Raw genomic sequence first — 23,691 nt, 5'->3', positions numbered from 1 at the left:
CACCACAGTCCATTTTTTTCTAGTGGAAAGATAATATCCTTTCCTCAATAAGAAAAAATAACGTCATATTTAGTGCCAACTCATTAATATATAGGGATAATGCGTTACACCGTTTATCCCTATTACCCAATATCAGTCAGATTATTAAATCAGTATTTATTTACCTTCTGTAAAATCAGGCCAACTGATTTTTTTGCACCATGCGTTTGCAGTAAGGTATAAGCCGCAGAGACCTGTTGAATAAAAACAGAACTGTCTGGCAAATCGTGACCAAATACATCATGTAGACTTAATAACGCGTTGACTCTGGCCTGGCCATCCACACTTTGTGCCACCAGTTGTGCCAGTTTTTCTTTCAATGGATCACTGATCTCAATAGCTTGCCCTGCATCGTCCACACCACTGACATAGCGCATCCATCCCGCCACGCCCAGTGCCAACAAATCAAAAGACTCGCCTTTAGCCAGATGGACACGAATCGAGTCCAGCATGCGTTGTGGCAGCTTCAACGTTCCGTCCATCGCAATTTGCCAGGTACGGTGTTTTAGCCCGGTATTCCGGTAACGGTCGAGCAATGACTCGGCATAAGCCACCAGATCGACATTTTCAACATGTAACGTTGTTGCCTGCTCATTCAACATCAATTGCCGAGCTGCCTGTACATAGTCCTGGTCCTGCATGCACTCATCAATATACTGATAACCCGCCAGATAACCGAGGTAAGCCAGAAAAGAGTGGCTGCCATTCAGCATTCTCAGTTTCATTTCTTCGTAAGGCAGTACATCGGCTACCAATTCTGCACCGACCCTCTCCCAAGCGGGGCGTCCAGCGACGAAATTATCTTCAATGACCCATTGTCTGAAGGGCTCGCAGGCAATCCCCACCGGATCCTGAATGCCCCCAATGACCTGTGTAATTTTCTCCAGAGAGTCTGGTGTTATCGCGGGAACAATCCGATCAACCATCGTTGAAGGGAAGCTGACGTTGTCTTCAATCCATGTGGCCAACGTAACATCCTGCGCTTTAGCCAATGCAAGAACTACGTTACGGGTGACGCTGCCATTATTTGGCATATTGTCACAGGACATCACGGAAAACGGCATCAGGGATTTTTCCCGACGTAACCGCAATGCTTCAATAATCACCCCAGGCGCGGAGTGTGGCTGACGCGGGTGAGCGATATCATGCTGAATCAGCGGGTGACTCACATCAATAGATGCGGTTGACGGTAAATAGCAATACCCTTTCTCCGTTACCGTCAGCGAGACAATCGCAATATCAGGCTGAGTCATCGCCGCAAGCACCTTCTCGATACCATCCACTGCGCCGTGAAGCGCTTGTCGCACAACACCCACGACACGACCATGCCAATGGCTGCCACTCATTTCACAGACGGAATAGAGTAAGTCCTGTTGTTTCAGATCAGCAATTTGCTGCTCGCCGCCAATCAGGTTAACTTCGCAATATCCCCAGTCGCTACCATGTTCAGCCGCCAGTTGATCAGCGAAAACCGCCTGATGTGCCCGGTGGAATGCACCGAAGCCAAGATGCACGATACGAATTTTCAGTAAACTACGGTCATATACAGGAACAATCACCCCTGGCGACACCTGTTTAAGATTATTTTGTGAAAGATTCATCGAAAGACTCTCATTTCAAATTCAGCAAGCTAAGCGGAACCTTAGCCACAATTTTACGAACCTGCTGTACTGTTTCCACCTGACATAACGGAGTGTGAATGTCCCAGGGGAACAGCACGACAAAATCACCACTATTGAGGATCAAGGATTTTTCGTTACCTGATTTTCCATAATAGAAATCATTGTCCTGTTCAGGATGTGCCTCATCCGATGTCCGCGAGAGCACCGGCTGATATTCCAGATACTCAGTGCCAGAAATAACGAACTGTACATCTATATTCTGTCGATGAGTTTCAGCGATACGGGTTGCTGATGGCGCAGTATTCGCATGGAATGTTTTGTAAACCACACCCTGCTCGACCATTTCACCGTCTGGATGCTGGCTAAAATCCAAATTACGGATCCGAGCCAAAACGTCATAGATAGTCTCAGCAAACTCAGCTCGGCTTTTTTCTAGTTGGAGAATATTGCCAATAATCATGCGATCACCGATTTCGACAATGCCAAAACTTCAGCCCACACCCCATCGTCGACCGGAATTCCCTGAACCCGATTTTCATTGCGGGTTTTCATCTCACGCTCTCCTGGGTAGTAAACCTCTTTCTGCCCTTCGGCAAGTTCCGACGTTTTAACGTAATCCGCTACGCTATCAGCCATACGATTACTGAAATCACTCCCGCCAAGCTGAGTTGGATCAAAAACGATAAAAATCTGACTGGCCCCGGTACAACTGCCTCGCCCAACGTTATCGATCTCATTCGTCGGATTACCGGCAGAAAGCAGAGCGGCCATCGCATCAAGCAGAATTGCCATACCGGAACCCTTCCAATAACCGGTAGGGAGAATACGCATGGATTGTTCAATCGGGCCGGGTTCATCCGTCAGGTTGCCCTCTTTATCGTAACCGCCGGGGAAAGGTAAACGTTCGCCTTTCAGGCGCGTTACCTGTAACTTTCCGTACGCATATTGCGACATCGCCATATCCAGTACCAACGGCCCTTTTTCACGCGGCACCGCCATCACAAAAGGGTTATTACCCAAGCGGGTATTTTTAGCGCCCCATGCTGGCATGCAAGATTCCGTATTGGTCCAGCAAATGGCAGCGAGCCCCTTTTCTGCGATTTTCCATCCATACGTGCCGCCTCGCATCCAATGTGTGGTATTACGTAATGCAACAATACCGATGCCATTTTTACGTGCAACTTCCGTCGCTCTTTCAACAGCAAACAAGGCGTTAGTAATACCGACACCTTGATTACCATCATAAATTTCAATAACACCCAATGATTTAACTTGAGTGGGTTCAGCCTGAATATCAACCCAACCTTTTTTAACGTAATCGACAAACCGGGATACGCGATTTAATCCATGTGAATAAATGCCATCACAGCTGGATTCAGTATGAATCTGAGCACAAACCTCGGCTTTTTTTTCACTTAATCCCACATTCAGAAATGCTTTTTTCACCGTCGCTTTCATGACATCAAAATTAATTCTTTGCATATATCCCCCCCATTAATTATGTGAGTTAAAGATAACTGTTATTTCTATTCAGGAGTCATGATCAAGAAGGATGACATGCTGCATCAATAATTAATGTCGATTGGATTCCATTTAATAACATCATGACACATACCCGCCAAATATTCTGAATACAACAGAGAAAATTATAATATAGACGCTGATTTAAATGATTCTTTTGATAACTTGGGCGTCTTAATTACCAACAATACTAATACTGCCCCCAATGCTGCCACACCACCGGCAAGAATAAAGGCACTGTCAAATTTACCTGTATTCTGCACAATAAACCCGGTAACAACCGGACCGACAATCCCTGAAATACTACCAATTAAATGAATAAAACCGCTGGTACCGCCGACACGACTTTTATGTACCACATCCTGAATAATCGCCCAATAAATAGCCCCTGTAATATAAAGAAAGAAAATAGATATAGACATTAAAATAACAGCAGGAATCACACTAGAAACCGTTCCAGCTAATGCAACACATACCGCGGCTGCCAACAGAGACACAACCAGGACTATTTTACGCGAAAGCAGTAACCGTCCGGTAATTTTGAATATCTTATCAGATATCCAGCCACCCAATGCCAACCCGACAAAACCGACAATCCATGGAATAACTGTAGTCAAGCTCATTTCTTTAATATTAAGGCCATGTGCCTGCACCAAATAAGCCGGGAACCAACTGAGAAAGAAAAATAAAATATAGTTATAACAGAAGAAGGCAAAGGCAGTGACAAGAATTATCGGCTGACGCAGATAATAGCCAAGTCCATGCGCGGACTGAGCCATTTCATCTTCAACAGAAAGACTCTCGTCTTTAAGCTGATTAATCAGTTCTCGTTCGCTTTGGGTAATGTGCCGACTACTCACTGGGTTGTCTGATGAAATAAAAAACCAAACCACCATCCAGACAATACCCACCGCGCAGATAATCATAAAGGCGGGACGCCAGCCAAAAGAGAGTGCAAGATACCCGACAATAGGCCCGGCGACAGCGCCTCCCAATGGCGATCCGGCACTTAACAGTCCCATCGCGGTAGCAGCCTGTTTTTTGGGAAACCATCCATTGATCATTTTATTCGCCGACGAACAGATAGGGCCTTCCGCCATGCCGAACAGTACCCGTAAAATCAATAATGACCAGAATCCTGTTGCTATTGCCGTCATACCGCAGAAGATGGACCATAACCCAACAGCGAGTCCCATTACTAATGTTGGACCAAATTTATCTACCGCCAATCCTCCAATAAAATTAAATAATGCATAACCAAAAAAGAAACTACCGAAAATCATGCCAAACTGCTCAGCATTAATCATCAAATCTTTTTCGATCATAGGAACAGTAATAGATAAGGCCACACGATCAAGGTAATTAATCATGTAAACCATAAATAATAAAAAGACAATAATCCAACGTAAATTCCTGAACATGATTGCTCCGAAATATTAACTTATTTTTAGTAATGTAGGGACAGAGGCAGCTTAGCTGCCTCCCTGGATGTGTTAATTAACGCTTAAAATAACCTTACAACAATTACGCTGATCTTTCTCAAATAGGCTCATTGCCTTTTCTATGTTCTCTAACGGAACATAATGTGTTACCAGTTTTTCCGGCTTAATAAGCTCGTTCACCATCCAGTCAATAACGATTGGGAACCGATGACTATTCAGACGAGAGGTAAATAATGATAATTCTTTACTGGTCAGACTCTGCTGTGTAATTAAACTGGGTTCGCCAGAAAATCCAAGTAGACCAATACGTGCGGCGGGCGACGCTAATGATGCCGCTTCAGCCAAAATAGAAGGATGACATGCCGCATCAATAATTAATGTCGGTTGAATTCCATTTAATAAGTCAGACAAAGGTATCTGGCTATTATCCAATATAATGTCAGCGCCATTTTCTTTTGCCATAGCCAGACGTTCAGGCAACCGATCGGCAACAATAACCTGTTGTACGTTATAAACACCTTTTAATACCTGAACGGCGGTGAGTCCCATCGGCCCGGCACCATATACCAGCGCGACATCTTTTGCTGTCGGTTGCAAAAAGGCAGTAATGTTGGCCGCGATCGTAAACGGTTCAACCAAACTCGCCAGCTTGTCTGGTATTGAATCAGGAATACGGTAAGCATTGGTTGCAGGAGCACAAGCGTATTCGCTGAAGCCACCATCACGATGTACGCCAATTACCTGTAACTCGCTACACACATTAGGACGACCGACAGAGCAAGGGTAACAATGTCCGCAGCTAATCACCGGATCTACGGCGACACGTTCCCCAATACGCGAAACATCAATGTCCTTTCCCACCGCATCAATAATGCCAAAAAACTCATGACCAATAACCCGCGGATATTTCGCAAACGGATTGTGTCCGTGCCAGATATGCACATCAGAACCACAGATACTGGCATAGCTCACTTTTACCCGAACTTCATTCGCGGCGGGCTGAGGCAGCGGACGTTCCTGAATAATCAATTTTCCGGGTGTTTCAATCACAACACTTTTCATTGCCTGGATTCCTGTTTTTTAACTGTCACTATTTACCAGCTCCACATCGTGCCATCTTCCAGACGCGCAACGGGCAAATAGGCCGGTTCATAGGGATATTTAGCAGCCAGTTTTTCATCAAAATCGATGCCCAATCCCGGTTTGTCGCTGGGGTGCATGTAGCCGTCTTCGAACGTCCAGTGATGCGGGAAGACTTCCAGCATCTGCTCGGAATAGCCCATATATTCCTGCACGCCAAAGTTGGGTACCCACAGGTCGAAATGTAACGCCGCCGCCATACAGACCGGGGACAAATCCGACGGACCATGAGAACCGGTACGCACCTGATACAAAGAGGCAAAATCAGCAATGCGACGCATACCGGTAATACCACCTGCATGAGTGATGGTGGTGCGGATATAGTCGATCAATTGCTCTTCGATCAGTTGTTTGCAATCCCAGATGCTGTTAAAGACTTCTCCTACGGCAATAGGTGTAACCGTATGCTGACGGATCAGTCGGAAGCATTCCTGGTTTTCTGCCGGGGTGGGATCTTCCATCCAGAACAGGCGATAATCTTCAACGCTCTTGCCAAAACGGGCCGCTTCAATCGGCGTCAGGCGGTGATGCATGTCGTGCAGCAAATGTTCGTTAAAACCAAACCGCTCGCGCACCGCTTCAAACAGTTTGGGCGTGAAATCGAGGTATTTTTCGGTGGACCATAGCTGCTCTTCAGGCCAGTTACCTTTCGTGGCGGGTTCATAAGCCAGACCTTTACCTTTCGCCATGCCATAGGTGGTTTTCATGCCCGGAACCCCACACTGTGTGCGGATGGCTTTAAAACCCATTTCCTTATGTTTGGCATAATCATCCAGCACCTCATCAATGCTGTGACCCGTGGTGTGGCAATAGACCATCACACCACTGCGGGAAGCGCCACCCAGCAATTGGTACACTGGCATATTGGCAACTTTTCCTTTGATATCCCACAGCGCCATATCCACGGCAGAAATGGCAGACATGGTTACCGGCCCACGTCGCCAATACGCCCCTTTATAGAAATACTGCCAAATATCTTCAATCTGATGTGCATTACGACCAATCAACTGCGGGCAGACATGATCTTTGAGATAAGACGCAACGGGTAACTCACGGCCATTCAATGTGGCATCGCCCACACCGGTCACACCGCTGTCGGTCGTAATTTTCACGGTGACGAAGTTACGCCCTGGACAGGTAACAAACACTTCAGCACTGACAATTTTCACTTTTCGTATCCTTTTAAACTCAATATAACGGCTTAGTTCTAATGCAACTACCATACAAGTATAACTAAGTATAAAAATTGAAGCACCTCACAGTTATGCATTCAGAAAAAGGAAAGATCCCGACAGGATCCTGATGACAAAATGCCACCACTCATGATGGGATTAATACTTGGTTAAGCAGGAATAGTCAGAGAAAACCGTCGTGTTAGTGTGGCGGGAACCTGCTAGCCGGCTTTGCGAAAAGTCAGGTTAAAGCGGTATGCGCCAGGCATACCAGCCGGAAGTGGGCCGTTTTTTAACGACTGAACAGCATGGTAATACAATCGAGACGCCCCACCCCACACCACAACATCACCATGCCCCAGTAACAGTCTGTGGACCGGATCATTACGTTTTATGCCACCGAATAAAAACGTCGCGGCCAGCCCCAATGAAAAAGAGACAATAGGCTGGCTAAAATCCTGCTCGTCTTTGTCCTGATGTAGTGAAAGCCGGCTCCCCACGTCATAACGGTTAATCAGACAAGCATCGGGGAAAAAATCCGGGAATCCTGCCGCCTGCGCGGCGAAAGTCGCCAGTTGGAAAAACAGCGCCGGCATCTCAGGCCACGGCTGAGCGGTCAATGGATCTTCGGCCACATAGCGATAGCCGTGTTCATCCGTTACCCATCCCCGCGGGCCACAGTTAGTCATAGCCACCGACATCGTATAACCACCTGGCGTCACCATATGGCGAAACGGTGAAGCGTGGGTAATCTCATCAATCAGGGTGATCAGTGTCTGCGCTTGTTCCCACACATAACCATGCAAGATGGCGGCACCCGGTGCCAGGTTTTCTGTCCAGCGTCTGGGCATTTCATCGGCAAATAAATCGCAAGTCATCATTACTCCGCATTCGATCTGTCTCTCTGATAACATTTGTCCTGTCTTCAACGGCATACGCCGTACTCTGCAAAATAGTTATCGCGGATTAACGCAATGCCAACGCGTATACTGCAACCGTGATTTAAGGTGACACTACCTTCTCACGTCGAAGAACTCGCTCACGCAACGTATCATAAACCCAATTATAAGCGACGGTATAAGGCAGGAAAAACAGGAAAAAACCCATCTCAATCAGGAATGCTTGCCACAAGGTAATGTTCAGCATCCCTGCGGCCAGCGGCAGACCAATCACGATAAAACCACACTCAAAACCAACCGCATGGCTTATACGTATGGACAGACGTCGTTTGAACCGGCTTACCGGCCACAGCCGATCGAACAGATTGTTGTAAATCACATTCCAGATCATTGCCACGCTAGAGAGCATCACCGAGAGCAGACCTGTGTCAAATAGCGGACGATCCAGCAGAATGCTACTCGCTGGCGCACAGATTAACATCGCCATGACCTCAAATCCCACGGCATGAACCATCCGTTCACATAAGGTTTTTTCTTTCATTTCACACCACAGTTGATAAAACAGTGGCCATTTTCATCGCTATAATCAATAGAAAGAAATTAGTTTCCATCGAAAAAAACGATAGAGGTATGATGCGTTATTCTCCTGAATCCTTATTAGCTTTCGTGACAACGGTCAATACCGGTTCTTTTTCCGCTGCGGCACGCCATTTACATAAAAGCCAGTCAACAATCAGTGCTTCCATCGCTAATCTGGAAACCGACCTGAGGCTGACATTGTTTGATCGACAAGGACATCAGCCCGTATTGACCCCGGAAGGCCGCAAGGTGTTGACACACATTAAAGCAATCCTGTCAGCCAGCGAAGCACTGGATGAATTAGCTATCCGGCTAGGAGACAGCATCGAGCCAAAACTGACGTTCGTACTCTCTGAAACCTGGCAAAACATCCATTATGAGTCTGTCTTACAACGCTTTTCCCAGCGGTTTCCTGATATTGAGTTTGAATGCCTGATTGCCGAAGATGAAGATGTGCTTGACCTATTGCAATCCCAGCGCGCTCATGTGGGTATACTGCGCGCCCGGCCGCACTATCCAACGGATATTTCGGTGTCGCGGCTACGGGTGACAACAGAGATGTCCGTGTTCGTTGCCGCCACTCATTCATTGGCTCAGATGCCAACCGTAACCACCAGCCAACTCGCCACTGTGCGGCAATTGTGTCTGAATACCTACGCACAAGGAGAACGTCCTCAGACTGAAGGGCTCATCTGGTCCGCGCCCTCTTACCTGATGTTACTGGAAATGGCAGAGCAAGGATTCGGTTGGAGTATTCTTCCTCGCTGGCTCATTACACAGTACGGCAATCAAAAGCTAACAGAACTGATGCTACCTGGCTGGCCACAGCACGTTAAAGTAGATATCGCGTGGTCACGCCCTCACCCACCGGGTCCAGCCGGATTATGGATGATTGACAACCTGCTGGCACAAAGAGAGTAAATATCCAGGCGTTACTCTCGCAAATGTCAGTAACAACGGTTTCTTTTACGATGCATGGTTATTGCAACCCGTCAGGGAATTAATTAAACAATAAACCACATTTATTTAGTGGTTATTGAATCCATTCACCATCTTTACTTTAATTAAGTAAGTTAATTAAATGATTTAATGTTTATGCTGTTTATAAAAACACATTACGGGCGCAAACCATTGCTATTTTTTCAATAAAAACATGACAGAGATTAATAATAATGTGACACAACAAAGTGGTACTAAGCGTTGTAAAACCCTACTATGATAAGGCTTATTGCTTTTTTCATAGCGTCAATTGAGATTGCCACAATGACGAAGACCGGTACAAGAACATAAATAAAAGACCATACCCAATAGATTTCAAAATGCTAAAATCGTCAAAATTAGATCTATGTAAAAAATACAACAGGGTAGCAAGCCTGACTCAGGTTCATGATGGCAAAATAAGCCAGCCCATTGGGATAATCTCTAAGGAAATTAAACCTAACAGGATTAACACCTACAATTAATACAGCTGTAAGTGAGAAAACAATGCCGAATAAACCTTTTTATTACCAAGAACCGTTTCCACTAGATAAAGATAATACTGAGTACCGTTTGATCAGCAGCGACTATGTTTCCGTCGCCCAATTTGAAAACCAGGATATCCTTAAAATCGCCCCGCAAGCACTGACACTGCTGGCACAACAGGCTTTCCATGATGTCTCCTTTATGCTTCGCCCCGCTCATCAGCAACAGGTCGCTGATATTTTAAGCGACCCCGAAGCCAGCGAAAACGACAAATATGTCGCTCTGCAATTTCTACGTAACTCTGAAATCGCCGCCAAGGGGATTCTGCCTACCTGCCAGGATACCGGCACAGCGATTATCGTCGGCAAGAAAGGTCAGCGTGTGTGGACTGACTGTAACGATGCAGAAGCCTTGTCCCACGGTGTTTACAATACTTTTACCGAAGACAATCTGCGTTACTCACAAAATGCGGCACTGGATATGTACAAAGAGATCAACACCGGCACTAACCTGCCCGCACAGATCGATCTTTACAGTACCGAAGGCGAAGAATATAAATTCCTGTTTGTTACCAAGGGTGGTGGCTCTGCAAATAAAACCTATTTGTATCAGGAAACCAGAGCATTGCTGACACCGGTAAAATTGAAAAACTTCCTGGTGGAAAAAATGCGCACACTGGGCACCGCAGCCTGTCCGCCTTATCATATCGCGTTTGTCATTGGTGGTACTTCTGCGGAAACTAACCTGAAAACAGTGAAGCTGGCATCCACCAAATATTACGATACATTACCTACAGAGGGTAATGAGCATGGTCAGGCGTTCCGTGATGTGGCGTTAGAGCAGGAATTGTTGCAGGAAGCCCGTAATCTGGGTCTGGGAGCACAGTTTGGCGGTAAATATTTCGCCCATGATGTACGTATTATCCGGCTACCGCGTCATGGTGCATCCTGTCCGGTCGGTATGGGGGTTTCCTGCTCCGCAGACCGCAATATCAAAGCCAAAATCAACCGCCACGGCATCTGGCTGGAACAGTTGGAACAGAACCCGGGGAAATATATTCCGGAACACTTGCGTCAGGCTGGTGAGGGTGAGGCTGTCCATATCGATCTCAACCGCCCAATGGCAGATATTCTAAAGACACTGTCACAATATCCGGTATCTACTCGTCTTTCTTTGAGTGGCACTATCATCGTGGCTCGTGATATCGCCCATGCCAAACTGAAAGAACTCCTGGATAACGGTGAAGCGTTGCCGCAATACGTGAAAGATCATCCGATCTACTATGCAGGCCCAGCAAAAACCCCGACCGGTTATGCTTCCGGCTCTCTTGGTCCCACTACGGCTGGACGTATGGACTCTTACGTGGATCTGCTGCAATCCCACGGTGCCAGTATGATCATGCTGGCAAAAGGTAACCGCAGCAATCAGGTTACCTATGCTTGCCATAAACACGGCGGTTTCTACCTTGGCAGCATCGGTGGCCCGGCCGCGATCCTGGCAGAAAACAGCATCAAGAGTCTGACTTGCGTGGAATACCCGGAACTGGGTATGGAAGCTATCTGGAAGATTGAAGTAGAAAACTTCCCGGCCTTTATTCTGGTGGATGATAAAGGTAATGACTTCTTCCAACTGATACCGCCTAACAAATGTAACACGTGCGGCTAAATATCACCGATAGTCCAGTAAAACCCCGAGAATGTCGGGGTTTTACTATTTTTCCCTTCTGTTTTTCCTCTTCAATAGCAATATCAACCACAGCTAGATGTCTTAATTGATGCATTTATAATACATGTTATTGGACATACTATAACAAGGTTTATAGAATCACCTCATGACACAGAGACAAGAGGTTTTTATGCAGGCGTTGATTTGCTACAAACAGATGCCAGTGTGGAACAGTAACACTTTACCGGCGGCGTTCAGGGAAAAGCACAATATCCAGGAAGGTACCTGGGCAAGATTACATATTCTGAAAGGCAATCTGACTTTTGCACAGTTAGAAGAGAACGGCGACACTCAAGAGTTACACTATTTTTCAGTCCAACAACAACCACCTTACATTGAACCCCATCATTGGCATCGCATCGTTTCATGTTCTGATGATATGGAATGCCAACTCGGTTTTTACTGCAACACAGAAGATTATTACCACCAAAAGTATGAGTTAACCCGCACCCATTCAGAAGTCATTAATGCAATAGACCATATCAAACCGGGTAGAGCATTGGACTTGGGTTGTGGTCGTGGCCGTAATTCACTCTATTTGAACCTGAAGGGCTTTGAGGTAACGGCCTACGATAAGAGTGCGCAAAGCATCAGTGTGCTAAATAACATTATCACCCATGAACAGCTCAACGGGATCCATGCCACTGTACATGACATTAATCTGGCGGATATCCACGCCTCCTACGATTTTATCTTGTCCACGGTGGTATTCATGTTTTTGGATCGGGAACGCATTCCCTTTATTACCCGTAACATGCAGCAAAACACATCGGCAGGAGGTCATAATCTGATAGTAACCGTCATGTCGACAGACGATTTCCCTTGTACCATTCCGTTTTCGTTTACCTTCAAACAGGACGAGCTACGGCAATACTATACTGGATGGGAATTGCTCAAATACAACGAAGACGTTGGCGAACTGCATAAAACTGACGCTAACGGCAACCGTATCCAACTACGCTTTGCCACCCTGTTGGCAAAAAAACCGGAATAAATTCCCAGAAAAAAAGGCCGACAAGTCGGCCTCTGCTATATCGTTCGGTTCAAAATCACCAAATCAGCTTGCTTTGCGCTCCAGGGCGTGGCGGTACTCCACCAGATCCTCAATGGTCAGCACAGGCATATCGTGTTGTTTGGCAAAAGTGATCACTTCAGGTGCGTGAGCCATGGAACCATCATCGTTAGTTAATTCACACAGCACACCAAACGGTTTCAGGCCAGCCAGTGTCATCATGTCGACAGTCGCTTCAGTGTGACCCCCACGAACCAGAACCCCACCCGGCAGAGCACGCAGCGGGAAAACATGACCGGGGTGATTCAGGTCGCTGGGTCGGGCATCATCGGCAATCGCGGCACGAATAGTGGTAATACGGTCAGCGGCAGACACGCCGGTGGTTACACCTTCTGCGGCTTCAATCGTCACCGTGAAGGCTGTCTGGTAATGGCTGGAGTTATGTTCCACCATCATGGGCAGTTCCAGCGCCTGACGGCGTTCTTCCGTCAAGCACAGGCACACAATGCCACTGCCATGACGGATCGTCAGTGCCATCTGTTCCACCGTCATCTTCTCCGCAGAGAAGATCATGTCACCTTCGTTTTCACGATCTTCGTCGTCCAGCACCATAACGCCACGCCCTTGACGCAGAGCATCAAGCGCACGTTCAACGCGTTCAGCAGGAGTACCAAATTTGGAAAGTAATGTCTGATTCATGGTAAAAAACCTCACCGTTATTATGGGTTACCAGAATCAGGGCGATCTTGAGGAGTTGCTTTTGTCACTGATTGCAACAAAAACCAATAAAATAACGCGAGCAGGCGTTAACCTGACAGAAACCGTTAATCTCTCCCATCCGGACTATAACCGTCGGCTCCGGAATTTCACCGGATCTGCTGACCTCAGGCTGCACGGGCAACCTGAGCGCTCGCGGGCTTCCAACGAATATACATCGGTATATCGCTGGTTTACCGCCGGTGGGGAATTACGCCCCGCCCTGAGAATAAGTCCGATAACTATAACGCCAATTATATTACAGAGCAATTCATAACATGGGTGTTCAGAGTGAAATTACACACGATGGCAATCACTTTTAGTTTATACAATGCCTGACACGCATTACACTTACAGACATCATTATGCCGTCAGAGAAATCAGGAAAACCTCATGATTGACCCGAAGAAAATAGAACAAATCGCCCGCCAGGTGCATGAATCCATGCCCAAAGGCATCCGGGAGCTGGGTGAAGACGTGGAGAAAAAGATCCGCCAGGTACTGCAATCGCAACTCACCAAGCTCAACTTAGTCAACCGGGAAGAGTTCGACATACAAACCCAGGTACTGTTACGTACCCGCGAAAAACTGGCAATGCTGGAGCAAAGGCTGACTGAGCTTGAAACTAAAACAGCCCCTGAGGCTGCGGCGCAACAACCTACTGATCACGAGTAGTCCATCAGACAGAGCCATGACGAATCCGGCTCTGTCTTTTGTATACCAATAGTGGTTTTATTCTGATAGCAACGCAGTAGACTTATGCGGCAAAAACAGCCACAGCGCACCGAACATTATCAGTGCGTAGAGCGACCTCCCACCAATTACGACCAACAAAGCACCACAGAGTACGCTGCCGATAGCCGCCATCACTCGCGAGCGTCCCCGTAATAAACGACATCCCGCCAGCATACAGAGCAGGTATATCAGCACAAAAATACCATTGGCATACACAATCAGCGTATCCAGCGGTAGTGCCAACCAGTAAATCAGCACACAACACACCAGGCAGCAGAGCACCACGACAGAAAGAGCATTAACGGGAGCCTGCCCGGCGGAGAGCTTTGCCAGCGGGCTGCTGCTCGATGCCTGAGACCACACCAGACGAGAAAACCCCTGCGTATAAATGTTCACGCTGGCAAAGCAGGCGAGATAACCCACGATACAGGCAATCCACAACGCACGCTCACCGAACAACCGTACAACAATGTCTGGTAACGATGCCGTAGCAGCCCTACCCGAACCATAGGCGCCAAAATGCAGCACCGCGACAGTACATCCCCAGTAGACTACTCCAGCGACCAACATGCCGATCAACAACGCACGCGGGAAATCCCGTTCCGGTGATTTGAATTCTGTTGCCAGATGGGCAAACGCCTCCAGGCCGACAAAACACCAGAACATAACGGCTAGCGCATTAAAGGTATGAGGCCATGAAATATTATCCAATGCTGGCCAGGGAATTTGCGCTGGCGTAATATCGCCCTGCCACCAGATAGCTACCACCAAGGCAACCACCAGGAATGCGATAATCGTTTGGATCGTGGCACTGGAACCGGCACTGCGTATCCCCAATAGCCAAATAACACCAAGCGTCAGTAGCTGAACCACCAACAACCCTCGCTCTCCCCAACCAAATGCCGCCTGCCAGAACCCGGCGGCAATTTGCATAGCGGCAGGCAAACCAATGGGAATAACAGACAAAAACAGCCAGCCAGTCACACGCGCCAAACGAGGACCAAACGCCAACGTGACAAAATGCGCTGCTCCTCCAGCATTTGGGAAATGACGCCCCAGAGAAGCAAAAGCAATGGCAATAGGAAAGACAAACAGGATCAACAACGGCCAGGCCCACAAACTATCTGCATGTGATGATTGCGCCACTAATGCCGGTACAGCAAATACGCCGGTGCCCAATAACGATGTTGACAGCAATCCGATACCCTGCACTAAACCAATTTCCTGTTTTAATCCATTCGCGCTCACAACCGACCACCCTGTATTTCTATTGTTCACCACAGTTGGAATACCCAAACACATTCATCATGGTGTAAAAGTAAAAAGCCCCCGTAAGCGGGGGCTTTTTACTTTTACACCTAAACCACTGCTATCAACTGTTGGCTTTCAGTACGTCACGAATTCGAGCTTTATAAGACTCAACCTTTTGCGGCGTCATCATTCGCCGTTCATCATCCAACACCACGCCGCCCACATCATCCGCAATACGCTGGGCTGACTGTAGCATCAGTTTGAAATTCTGATTGGCATCGCCGTAGGAAGGCACCATCATAAAGATTGACACACCAGGCGTCGAAAACTCGGACATTTCATCCACACTGAAAGACCCTGGCTTCACCATATTTGCCAGACTAAACAGCACCGGACCACCGCCCGCAGGATTAACGTAACGATGAAAAATACTCATCTCACCAAACTGAAAACCTGACTGCAATACACTCTGCAACAGCACTTCACCGCCAATGATACCTCCGTGGTGGGCCGCAACATGCAACACCAGTACGACTTCTTTTGCTGCGGCATCCTCCTCAGGTGCGGATTCTGCCACCGGTGCATCAAATCCAGATTCTGAATAGGAAGTTTCAGGCGGCTCTACAGGCTGATCGTCATCCCTTGGATGCTGCCGAGGTGGTACAACACCAGAATCATGCTGAACATGAAAAACGTCCTCCGACGTGTTTTCACCCAACAGTGGATCGTAAGCATCGTCAGATGCTGACATAGAACGCTGACTTGGTGGGACAGATGATTTGTTAGCCGCATTCTGCCCCTGGGTATTATAGCTACCCAGAGATGGTTCATTCTCCGTTCGAGTCTTCCTTACACGAACTTCACCCACACCTTCGTCAAGCTCCTCAAGCGGTGCTTCAGTACGCTCCGGCTTGATACGCTTAACGGGACGATCTCGAAAAAGGGACGAACGCTCTTTACGGCTTGTCCACAAGCCGTGCAGTAACAGTGCTATAATTGCGATCGCGCCAACAACGATTAATATCAGACGCAAGTCCTGCATCATTGCTATCCCAGTTGTTCCAATACATTGCCACCACGGCAAACCCTCATACCACTAACTCTATTTGCCTGTGTACACAAGTGCAAGTCTGGTCGGTAGTTTATGATAATAAAGATAGATAGTTCGCACCTTTTTGCTGTTTTTTCATACAAAAGCGCGCTAGCCAGCAGAAAATCATCTCTATATGATGCGATAACCTGCAATTAATGGAGCGACCGACAAGATGTCTGACCTGCAATACACTGATAACAACCATAGTGGTATCTATTACTTTGTGAAAGGATGGCATTTGCTCTCTCTTCCCGGCATCCGTCGTTTTGTCATTCTTCCCATGCTGATCAATGTTCTTTTGATGAGTGGCGCTTTCTGGTGGCTGTTGCATCAGCTAGATAACTGGATACCCCATCTCATGGCCGATATTCCACATTGGCTGCAATGGCTAAGTTATCTCATCTGGCCACTGGCGGTTATTTCTGTCTTGCTGGTTTTCAGTTACTTATTCAGCACTATCACCAATTTTATTGCCGCACCGTTCAATGGTCTGCTGGCCGAACAGTTGGAAGCTCGCTTGACCGGAAAAGCGCTGCCGGACAGCGGTATTATCAGCATCGCCAAAGATATTCCCCGCATCATGAAGCGTGAAGTTCAGAAACTGGCCTATTATTTACCTCGGGCAGTGGTATTGCTACTGCTCTATTTCATACCAGGAATCGGTCAAACACTAGCACCTGTAATTTGGTTCATGTTCAGTGCCTGGATGCTGGCAATACAATATTGTGATTATCCATTTGATAACCATAAAGTCAGTTTTCCTGTCATGCGAAAAGCACTACGGCAGCACAAGATGACCAATTTGCAGTTTGGCGCCTTGATTAGTTTGTTTACTCTCATCCCGGTACTTAACCTGATTATCATGCCGGTTGCGGTTTGTGGCGCAACAGCGTTGTGGGTTGACCGTTATCGCCATCTGTCCGAGGCACTAAAACCACGCCGGTAATGTAATCAGTTGATATCAAGTAAATGATGAAAATATATTTCCTAAGAACATAACGATATAACGATTCCTTACTTCACTGGCCGCCATGAACAGGTATTCTCTCTGATGTTCACAAAAAATTTCATACAGTCATTAAAGGACAGGCTATGAGCAAGATCTATGAAGACAATTCTTTTACAATCGGCCATACGCCGCTGGTTCGCCTGAATCGTATCGGTAATGGGCGCATCCTGGTCAAGGTTGAATCCCGTAACCCAAGTTTCAGCGTAAAATGCCGCATCGGTGCCAATATGATTTGGGATGCGGAAAAACGTGGCGTACTGAAATCGGGTATCGAACTCGTAGAACCTACCAGTGGTAACACCGGTATTGCTTTAGCTTACGTTGCTGCTGCACGTGGCTATAAGCTGACGCTGACCATGCCGGAAACCATGAGTATTGAACGCCGCAAGTTGCTCAAGGCGCTGGGAGCCAACCTGGTACTGACTGAAGGCGCCAAAGGGATGAAAGGCGCCATCACCAAAGCAGAAGAAATCGTTGCCAGCGACCCGCAGCGTTATCTGATGCTGCAGCAGTTTAGTAACCCGGCCAACCCCGAAATTCATGAAAAAACAACTGGCCCGGAAATCTGGGAAGATACCGACGGTCAAGTGGATGTATTCATCGCCGGGGTGGGTACAGGGGGGACATTAACGGGAGTAAGCCGTTACATCAAGAACACCAAAGGTAAAGCGATTACTACTGTCGCCGTTGAACCCACTGATTCTCCGGTAATAAGCCAGGCACTGGCTGGTGAAGAAATCAAGCCGGGTCCACACAAGATTCAAGGCATCGGTGCTGGATTCATCCCAGACAATTTGGATCTGAAGCTGATTGATCGCGTAGAGAAAATCAGCAATGACGAGGCTATCCAGACAGCCCGCCGGTTGATGGAAGAGGAAGGTATTCTGGCTGGTATTTCCTCCGGTGCAGCAGTAGCTGCGGCACTTAATCTACTAAAAGAAGATGCATTTTCAAATAAAACTATCGTCGTTATTTTACCGTCTTCCGGTGAACGTTATCTGAGTACAGCCCTGTTTGCGGATCTGTTTACCGAACAGGAACTACAGCAGTAACCCTCCACCATACGCACGAATAGTAATCAAAATGTTAAAAAAAGCACCTCTCGGGGTGCTTTTTTGCGGCAGACTTCAAACTTTCCATTACTTATGCATTGCTTTTCCGAGCCAAGTTTAGTATTTAACCGGTCAATTATTTTGATGCGTGAAATTAATATCCGTTAAGATCCTTTTTGCAAAATCGCTCTTGGTAGGGATGAAATAGTGAAAGTAAACTTCCCACACTGCCAGTGTTCGAGTAGAAAACAGGTGATTATTACTGATATTGTAATAAGGGAAACGTGAAGTTGTCTCCTTGCCGCATCCCGGCCTGCCCCTGTAACATGCTCAGGGTGCTAACCAAACAGGCTAAAGTTCGGTGGACACACTAAACTTTAGTTCCACAACATTAATTTTTAATCCAATAAGTTGGGGAAAACAGAATGTTCCAACAAGAAGTGACTATTACCGCTCCGAATGGCTTACACACGCGACCCGCCGCCCAATTTGTCAAGGAAGCCAAGGGCTTTGCTTCAGAAATTACCGTTGCTTCTAACGGAAAAAGCGCCAGCGCAAAAAGTTTGTTCAAATTACAGACACTCGGTTTAACTCAGGGTACTGTTGTTACTATTTCAGCAGAAGGTGAAGACGAACAGAAAGCTGTTGAACATCTGGTTAAACTGATGGCTGAGCTCGAATAAACGGCACGGTCTTTTTAGTGAACATCAGTATCAAGTAAGGTAAGGTTATGATTTCAGGCATATTAGTATCACCCGGTATCGCTTTTGGTAAGGCACTTTTACTGAAAGAAGATGAGATTATCATCAACCGAAAAAAAATCTCTGCAGATCAAGTAAATAAGGAAGTCGACCGTTTTCTGGAAGGTCGCGCCAAAGCGTCTAAACAGTTGGAAGTGATCAAGACCAAAGCGGCAGAAACGCTGGGTGCAGAGAAAGAAGCCATCTTCGAAGGGCATATCATGTTACTTGAAGATGAGGAATTCGAGCAGGAAATCATATCCCTGATTAAAGATGAGCACGCCTCTGCTGATGCAGCGGCGTTTTCTGTTATCGAGAACCAGGCCAAAGCGCTGGAAGAACTTGATGATGAATACCTGAAAGAACGCGCGGCAGACATGCGCGACATTGGCAAGCGTCTGCTGAAAAATATTCTCGGCATGAATATCGTTGACCTGGGCGACATCCAGGAAGAAGTGATTCTGGTCGCAACTGATCTGACGCCATCTGAAACTGCGCAGTTAAATCTGGACAAAGTGCTGGGGTTCATCACTGATATTGGCGGACGGACATCACATACCTCTATCATGGCTCGTTCACTGGAATTGCCAGCCATTGTGGGCACCACCGACGTCACCAAGCAGGTTAAAAACGGTGATTTTCTGATTCTGGACGGTGTCAACAACAAGGTTTATCAAAACCCAAGCCAAGAAACAATTGACCAGCTAAAAACGGTTCAGCAGCAATACAACACCGAAAAATATGAGCTCGCCAAACTGAAAGACCTGCCAGCCATAACACTGGATGGTCATCAGGTAGAAGTCTGTGCCAACATTGGTACAGTACGTGACGTAGCAGGTGCCGAGCGTAATGGCGCCGAAGGTGTTGGCCTGTACCGCACAGAATTTCTGTTCATGGACCGTGATACATTCCCGACAGAAGAAGAACAGTTCCAGGCTTACAAGGCCGTGGCTGAAGCCGTAGGTGCACAAGCAGTGATTGTCCGCACCATGGATATCGGTGGCGACAAAGATTTGCCATATATGAATCTGCCAAAAGAGGAAAACCCTTTTCTCGGCTGGCGGGCTATTCGCATCTGTCTTGACCGTAAAGAAATTCTTCATGCACAGCTACGCGCCATTTTGCGTGCGTCCGCATTTGGTAAACTGCGAATCATGTTCCCGATGATCATTTCAGTCGAAGAAGTTCGTGCCCTTAAAGCCGAACTGAATATGCTGAAAGTGCAGTTGAAAGAAGAAAGTAAAGCTTATGATGAGAATATCGAAATGGGCGTAATGGTGGAAACACCAGCAGCTGCAGCCATTGCTCACCATCTGGCGAAGGAAGTTGATTTCTTTAGTATTGGGACAAACGACTTAACTCAGTATACTCTGGCTGTAGATCGTGGTAATGAGCTGATTTCCCATCTCTATAACCCGATGTCCCCAGCGGTATTAACCCTGATCAAACAGGTAATTGACGCATCTCATGCCGAAGGCAAGTGGACAGGTATGTGTGGTGAGCTCGCTGGAGACGAACGTGCTACACTACTGTTATTGGGAATGGGTCTGGATGAATTCAGCATGAGTTCTATCTCTATCCCAAGCATCAAGAAAATAATTCGTAATGCAAATTACGAAGATGCGAAGGCGCTGGCGGAACAGGCTATGACCCTACCAACTGCAGAAGAGTTAAGTAACCTGGTAAGCCGGTTCATTAAAGAAAAGACACTTTGCTGATACCACTACGCTGACCCAATATTAATGCTTAGGAGAGAATCATGGGTTTGTTCGATAAACTGAAATCTCTGGTTTCTGATGATAAAAAAGACACTGGCAGCATTGTGATCATTGCCCCGCTGTCCGGAGAAATCGTAAATATTGAAGATGTTCCTGATGTTGTTTTTGCCGAAAAAATCGTAGGTGATGGTATAGCGATTAAACCGACAGGCAACAAAATGGTGGCCCCGGTTGACGGCACCATCGGTAAAATATTCGAAACTAACCATGCTTTTTCTATCGAATCAGACAGTGGCATCGAACTCTTTGTTCACTTTGGTATTGATACCGTCGAACTGAAAGGTGAAGGTTTCAAACGCATCGCGGAAGAAGGCCAGCGGGTGAAGAAAGGCGATTTGGTGATCGAATTCGATCTGGCTCTGCTGGAAGAGAAAGCTAAATCTACCTTAACACCGGTAGTCATCTCCAATATGGATGAGATCAAAGAATTGACCAAACTGACCGGGACAGTAGTTGTCGGAGAAACGCCGATAATCCGCATCAAAAAATAATACCGATTATTATATAAATGGCGCCTGGATGAAGGCGCCGTTTTCATTTCCAGCGTGGGATACAGACTCGTACCAGTAACCCGCCTTGTCCCCGGTTTTCTGCTTCAATCTTACCACCATGAGCCTGTATTGCCTTGCGGGCAATCGCCAGACCTAAGCCATATCCTTTACCTGATAGTGGCGAATCTATGCGTATAAACGGGTCAAAAATACTGGAAAGCTTACTTTTCTCTACACCAGGCCCTTGATCAGCCACACCGATAATCCATTCCTGCTCATCTCGTCCCAAAGTAACTGACACCAGTTGCCCAGGCGAAGAAAAACGCAGCGCATTCCTGAGAATATTGTCAATTGCGCGACGAATCAGTTCTGAAACACCAGTAACCGTATAATCATCAAATCCACTGGTGCTCAATGTAATCTCAATCCCTGGAACCTGTGCCTCATAACGGGCGTCATTCACCACCGCCGTCACCAACCCAAGTAAGTCAAAGTATTCTTCATTAGCGGCCGTGTTTTCAGTACGTGACAATGTCAACAACTCACCGATCATTTTGTCCATACGTTCAGCTTCACGCTCAATACGATGTAATGAATTTTCCAGGTTACCTTCGTTCTGTCGTACTAATCCTATCGCCAGTTGCAAACGAGCCAGTGGTGAACGCAGCTCATGTGAAACATCATGCAACAGTTGCTCTCTGGCACTGACCAGCACTTCCAGCCGCTCGGACATTGAGTCAAAATCACGGGCCACATCACTGATTTCATCATGACGCCGCCGCATGACGGGCAGCAATCGCACTGATAAATCTCCCTGAGCTACTCGCCCAAACCCAGCGCGCAATTGACTGAGTGGACGCGTCAGGTTCCAGGCCAACATCCAGCTAAAAATCAACCCGCCCAATACGCCAATCCATACCATCGGTGCAGGCAGATGCAGAAACTGTTGTACCTCTGGTAGCCCAGGCAAGAACTCTTTACGCCAGATCTTCGTATCAAAATAGAGCTGGTAATGCTCACCGTTTGGCCCGGTAACCTGTGTCAGGGTGTTCCTGTGTGAAGATCTGAAACGATCCCAAAAACTATCGGGCTCACTGTGCTTATCAATGATGAAATCTATTGGTGTGGGAAAATCTTTCGTGAAGACTTTTAAGTACCGACGCTCACTTTCCGGCCATGTGGCTACTACCGCTTTTAACCTAGGCAATCCTCCCTGTTGCAGGGCCTGCGTCGCTAGCGCTATCTGTAAAGTGCCAACATGTTTTTCCACCTGAACTTCCGGTGGATCACGCCGGTCACCATAAAAAGAGAACCCCACCCACATGAGTTGAGATATAAAAATAAACGTGAACCACAGCCCCAACAGTATTTTCCAGAACAATCGCCCATACATCATTAACGTATCCGATAACCTACACTACGTACTGTTTCAATCAGCAAAGAACATCCATCCAGGGCAATGAGCTTTTGGCGAATATTACTGATATGCACGTCAACACTACGATCATAGGCCTCACGCTGGCGACCCAGACATTTTTCTGACAGCTCGTCTTTTGTCACTACTCGTTCAGGAGATCGCACCAACAGCTCCAGGAGATTAAACTCAGAAGCCGTAAGATCAAACGACTGACCACGCCACTCACTGCTACGCGTCGCTGGATTAAACACCAGATCGCCATAACTAACGATACCGGTGTCATCGGTTTTATCCGGTTTTTCTTCATAACGCCGGAATACCGCCCGCAGCCGAGCAACCAATTCTCGGGGATAACAGGGTTTCGGTACATAGTCATCCGCCCCCATTTCCAGCCCAATGACCCGATCAATATTGTCACCTTTGGCTGTTAGCATAATGATTGGCAGTTGACGGTTGCGCCTGACATGACGCAGAACATCAATACCACTCATATCCGGCAGCATAATGTCCAGAATCATTGCGGCATACTGATCGGACATTGCACCTTCAATGCCTTCTTTTCCTGTCAATACCTGAGAAGCTGAGAATCCTTCCGCTCTCAGATACTCGCAAAGCATGTTTCCCAGTTCTGCATCATCATCCACAAGTAAAATTTTCATACATTATCCCCATTATACTTTTACATTACAGAATCTATTGTCAGGCCTAGTATCAATCTTCGCAGTCGGATTTACGGAATTCTTACCTTTCCCTT

The 23,691-nt window shown here is 47.0% G+C and carries 22 protein-coding genes and 1 riboswitch; of the genes, 9 read left to right on the top strand and 13 right to left on the bottom strand.

Features of this window, described 5'->3' with window-relative positions:
* Positions 1-149 precede the first annotated feature (149 nt).
* The 8 genes from PCO85_04575 to PCO85_04540 all read right to left on the bottom strand — a co-directional run bounded on the left by PCO85_04575 (position 150) and on the right by PCO85_04540 (position 8,376).
* A complete protein-coding gene (locus tag PCO85_04575) occupies positions 150-1,640 on the bottom strand; it encodes a fructuronate reductase (GenBank protein WJV54721.1) in 1,491 nt (496 codons plus the stop codon).
* Between the two features lie 10 nt (positions 1,641-1,650).
* A complete protein-coding gene (locus PCO85_04570; protein ID WJV54720.1) occupies positions 1,651-2,121 on the bottom strand; it encodes a YhcH/YjgK/YiaL family protein in 471 nt (156 codons plus the stop codon).
* Entirely contained in the window at positions 2,118-3,143 is a 1,026-nt protein-coding gene (gene yiaK, locus PCO85_04565; protein ID WJV54719.1) for a 3-dehydro-L-gulonate 2-dehydrogenase, read from the bottom strand. Before yiaK ends, PCO85_04570 begins: the two co-directional genes overlap by 4 nt.
* A 164-nt stretch (positions 3,144-3,307) precedes the next feature.
* Positions 3,308-4,603 carry an MFS transporter gene (locus PCO85_04560; GenBank protein ID WJV54718.1) on the bottom strand — a complete coding sequence of 432 codons (1,296 nt, stop codon included), beginning with the start codon at positions 4,601-4,603 and terminating at the stop codon, positions 3,308-3,310.
* A 72-nt stretch (positions 4,604-4,675) separates the two neighbouring features.
* Positions 4,676-5,686 (bottom strand): Zn-dependent oxidoreductase, encoded by a 1,011-nt coding sequence (locus PCO85_04555; protein ID WJV54717.1) that lies wholly within the window; start codon positions 5,684-5,686, stop codon positions 4,676-4,678.
* Between the two features lie 32 nt (positions 5,687-5,718).
* Positions 5,719-6,933 (bottom strand): D-galactonate dehydratase family protein, encoded by a 1,215-nt coding sequence (locus tag PCO85_04550; GenBank protein ID WJV54716.1) that lies wholly within the window; start codon positions 6,931-6,933, stop codon positions 5,719-5,721.
* Between the two features lie 224 nt (positions 6,934-7,157).
* A complete protein-coding gene (gene alkB / locus PCO85_04545) occupies positions 7,158-7,814 on the bottom strand; it encodes a DNA oxidative demethylase AlkB (protein WJV55996.1) in 657 nt (218 codons plus the stop codon).
* A gap of 124 nt (positions 7,815-7,938) precedes the next feature.
* Positions 7,939-8,376, bottom strand: a complete 438-nt coding sequence (locus tag PCO85_04540) for a multidrug/biocide efflux PACE transporter (protein WJV54715.1) — start codon at positions 8,374-8,376, stop codon at positions 7,939-7,941.
* A 92-nt stretch (positions 8,377-8,468) separates the two neighbouring features.
* On the opposite strand from PCO85_04540, the gene PCO85_04535 reads away from it, so the two are divergent.
* The 3 genes from PCO85_04535 (at position 8,469) to tehB (ending at position 12,597) form a co-directional block, all read left to right on the top strand.
* Entirely contained in the window at positions 8,469-9,335 is an 867-nt protein-coding gene (locus tag PCO85_04535; GenBank protein WJV55995.1) for a LysR family transcriptional regulator, read from the top strand.
* 564 nt (positions 9,336-9,899) lie between these two features.
* Complete coding sequence (gene fumA, locus PCO85_04530) at positions 9,900-11,543, top strand: class I fumarate hydratase FumA (protein WJV54714.1); 1,644 nt, start codon at positions 9,900-9,902, stop codon at positions 11,541-11,543.
* 190 nt (positions 11,544-11,733) lie between these two features.
* The gene (gene tehB / locus PCO85_04525) at positions 11,734-12,597 is read left to right on the top strand and encodes an SAM-dependent methyltransferase TehB (GenBank protein WJV55994.1); all 864 of its coding nucleotides are present in this window, start codon (positions 11,734-11,736) and stop codon (positions 12,595-12,597) included.
* A 63-nt stretch (positions 12,598-12,660) separates the two neighbouring features.
* Here the strand turns inward: tehB and ribB are convergent, their stop codons facing one another.
* Entirely contained in the window at positions 12,661-13,314 is a 654-nt protein-coding gene (gene ribB, locus PCO85_04520) for a 3,4-dihydroxy-2-butanone-4-phosphate synthase (protein WJV54713.1), read from the bottom strand.
* A gap of 123 nt (positions 13,315-13,437) precedes the next feature.
* A riboswitch (FMN riboswitch) is annotated at positions 13,438-13,606 on the bottom strand.
* Between the two features lie 158 nt (positions 13,607-13,764).
* Between ribB and PCO85_04515 the strand changes: the two genes are divergently transcribed.
* A complete protein-coding gene (locus tag PCO85_04515) occupies positions 13,765-14,046 on the top strand; it encodes an accessory factor UbiK family protein (GenBank protein ID WJV54712.1) in 282 nt (93 codons plus the stop codon).
* A 57-nt stretch (positions 14,047-14,103) separates the two neighbouring features.
* On the opposite strand, the gene yjeH is transcribed toward PCO85_04515, so the two are convergent.
* Positions 14,104-15,408: an L-methionine/branched-chain amino acid transporter gene (yjeH, locus tag PCO85_04510; protein ID WJV54711.1), complete on the bottom strand. Its 1,305-nt coding sequence runs from the start codon at positions 15,406-15,408 to the stop codon at positions 14,104-14,106.
* A 70-nt stretch (positions 15,409-15,478) separates the two neighbouring features.
* Positions 15,479-16,402 (bottom strand): cell division protein ZipA, encoded by a 924-nt coding sequence (gene zipA / locus PCO85_04505; protein WJV54710.1) that lies wholly within the window; start codon positions 16,400-16,402, stop codon positions 15,479-15,481.
* Between the two features lie 220 nt (positions 16,403-16,622).
* Here zipA and cysZ point away from each other — a divergent pair, with 220 nt between their 5' ends.
* The 5 genes from cysZ (at position 16,623) to crr (ending at position 21,520) form a co-directional block, all read left to right on the top strand.
* Complete coding sequence (gene cysZ / locus PCO85_04500; GenBank protein WJV54709.1) at positions 16,623-17,396, top strand: sulfate transporter CysZ; 774 nt, start codon at positions 16,623-16,625, stop codon at positions 17,394-17,396.
* A 146-nt stretch (positions 17,397-17,542) separates the two neighbouring features.
* Positions 17,543-18,511 carry a cysteine synthase A gene (gene cysK / locus PCO85_04495; protein ID WJV54708.1) on the top strand — a complete coding sequence of 323 codons (969 nt, stop codon included), beginning with the start codon at positions 17,543-17,545 and terminating at the stop codon, positions 18,509-18,511.
* A 425-nt stretch (positions 18,512-18,936) separates the two neighbouring features.
* Complete coding sequence (ptsH, locus tag PCO85_04490) at positions 18,937-19,194, top strand: phosphocarrier protein Hpr (protein WJV54707.1); 258 nt, start codon at positions 18,937-18,939, stop codon at positions 19,192-19,194.
* 47 nt (positions 19,195-19,241) lie between these two features.
* Entirely contained in the window at positions 19,242-20,969 is a 1,728-nt protein-coding gene (gene ptsI / locus PCO85_04485) for a phosphoenolpyruvate-protein phosphotransferase PtsI (protein ID WJV54706.1), read from the top strand.
* Between the two features lie 41 nt (positions 20,970-21,010).
* Complete coding sequence (gene crr, locus PCO85_04480) at positions 21,011-21,520, top strand: PTS glucose transporter subunit IIA (protein WJV54705.1); 510 nt, start codon at positions 21,011-21,013, stop codon at positions 21,518-21,520.
* A gap of 43 nt (positions 21,521-21,563) precedes the next feature.
* On the opposite strand, the gene PCO85_04475 is transcribed toward crr, so the two are convergent.
* Positions 21,564-22,916 (bottom strand): ATP-binding protein, encoded by a 1,353-nt coding sequence (locus PCO85_04475; protein WJV54704.1) that lies wholly within the window; start codon positions 22,914-22,916, stop codon positions 21,564-21,566.
* A complete protein-coding gene (locus PCO85_04470; protein ID WJV54703.1) occupies positions 22,916-23,596 on the bottom strand; it encodes a response regulator transcription factor in 681 nt (226 codons plus the stop codon). Before PCO85_04470 ends, PCO85_04475 begins: the two co-directional genes overlap by 1 nt.
* Between the last annotated feature and the right edge of the window lie 95 nt (positions 23,597-23,691).

The organism is Prodigiosinella aquatilis (assembly GCA_030388725.1).
Taxonomy (GTDB): domain Bacteria; phylum Pseudomonadota; class Gammaproteobacteria; order Enterobacterales; family Enterobacteriaceae; genus Prodigiosinella; species Prodigiosinella aquatilis.
The sequence above is the reverse complement of the archived record's forward strand: the minus strand, read 5'-3'. Positions and strand labels throughout refer to the sequence as shown.